Source organism: Mesorhizobium sp. P5_C1 (genome assembly GCF_054049815.1).
Genome location: NZ_JBFULQ010000770.1, coordinates 1 through 2,019 on the forward strand (window position 1 = coordinate 1; position 2,019 = coordinate 2,019).

A 2,019-nucleotide genomic window follows, 5' to 3' on the forward strand; every position below is an offset into this window, starting at 1 on the left:
GTCGACTTGAGCTCAAGAATTTCGCCCTTCACGTCGACCGTGATCTTCTTCGACAGATCGCCGAGCGCCACGGCCGTGGTGACTTCGGCGATGTTGCGCACTTGGCCGGTCAGATTGGCGGCCATGGCATTGACGTTGTCGGTCAGGTCCTTCCAGGTGCCGGCAACGCCGCGCACCTGCGCCTGGCCGCCCAACTTGCCGTCGGACCCGACCTCGCGTGCCACGCGTGTCACTTCCGACGCGAACGAATTCAACTGGTCGACCATCGTGTTGATGACGTCCTTGATCTGCAAAATCTCGCCCAAGGCATCAACAGTGATCTTCTGTGTCAGGTCGCCCGTCGCGATGGCTGTCGCCACCTTTGACACGTCGCGCAATTGTACGGTCAGATTGCCGGCCATGGCGTTGACATTGTCGGTCAGATCTTTCCACGTGCCACCGACGCCTTCCACATGCGCCTGACCGCCAAGCTTGCCTTCTGAACCGACCTCACGCGCCACGCGAGTGACTTCAGAGGCGAACGAGTTCAACTGATCGACCATTGTATTGACGGTGTCCTTAAGCTCTAGGATTTCACCTTTGACGTCGACGGTGATCTTCTTAGACAGGTCACCTCGGGCCACGGCCGTGGTCACCTCGGCTATGTTGCGGACCTGGCCTGTCAGGTTGGCCGCCATGAGATTGACGTTGTCGGTCAAATCCTTCCAGGTGCCACCGACCCCCCTCACCTCCGCCTGGCCGCCAAGCTTTCCTTCTGTTCCCACCTCGCGCGCTACGCGGGTGACCTCCGAGGCAAACGAGTTCAGCTGATCGACCATCGTGTTGATGGTGTCCTTAAGCTCAAGGATTTCGCCTTGCACCGCGACCGTGATCTTCTTCGACAGATCGCCCGATGCGACCGCCGTCGTCACCTCGGCAATGTTGCGGACCTGACCGGTCAGATTCTCGGCCATTGAGTTGACGTTGTCAGTAAGGTCCTTCCACGTGCCGGCGACGCCGCGAACTTGTGCCTGGCCCCCGAGCTTGCCTTCTGTGCCGACCTCGCGTGCCACGCGCGTCACTTCGCCCGCGAACGAGTTGAGCTGGTCGACCATSGTGTTGATRGTCGACTTGAGCTCAAGAATTTCGCCCTTCACGTCGACCGTGATCTTCTTCGACAGATCGCCCAGCGCCACGGCGGTCGTCACCTCAGCAATGTTGCGCACTTGGCCAGTGAGGTTCTCAGCCATGGAATTCACATTGTCGGTCAAATCCTTCCATGTCCCGCCGACACCCTCGACGCGCGCCTGGCCACCGAGCTTGCCTTCTGTGCCGACCTCGCGTGCCACGCGCGTCACTTCCGACGCGAAGGAATTGAGCTGGTCGACCATCGTGTTGATGGTGTTCTTCAGTTCGAGGATCTCGCCTTTAACGTCGACCGTAATCTTCTTCGAGAGATCGCCCGAGGCAACCGCGGTGGTGACCTCTGCGATGTTGCGAACTTGGCCGGTCAGGTTGGTAGCCATGGCGTTGACGTTGTCAGTCAGATCTTTCCACGTGCCGGCAACGCCTTTCACGCGCGCCTGGCCGCCGAGTTTGCCTTCGGTGCCGACCTCGCGCGCCACGCGCGTCACTTCGGAGGCGAAGGAGGCCAGCTGGCCCACCATGGTGTTGACGATCTTGCCGATGCGCAGAAATTCGCCGCGCAGCGGCCGCCCGTCGATTTCGACCATCATTGTTTGGGAAAGGTCGCCCTTGGCGACCGCGCCGATGACGCGGGCAACCTCGGCTGTCGGCTGAACCATGTCCTCGATCAGATCGTTTACTGATCTGACACTGGACTCCCAACTGCCAGTGGCGTTTCGAACCCGCCCGCGCTCACCTATCCGCCCATCCTTGCCGACGACCCTGCTGAGCCGCTCGAACTCACGCGTCACCTGATCGTTGAGATCAACGATCTCATTGAAGGTTTCCGCGATTTCCGAATCGAGCCCTTCGTAGACGTTGTCGATGCGGATGGAAAAGTCACCGCGCCGGAAA

1 protein-coding gene is annotated in these 2,019 nt (G+C 60.2%); it reads right to left on the minus strand.

What is annotated here, in order from left to right; genetic code table 11:
• Positions 1 to 2,019, minus strand: a 2,019-nt coding sequence (locus tag ACXJ7R_RS31070; protein WP_457155146.1) for a HAMP domain-containing protein, incomplete at both ends; no start/stop codon positions are given.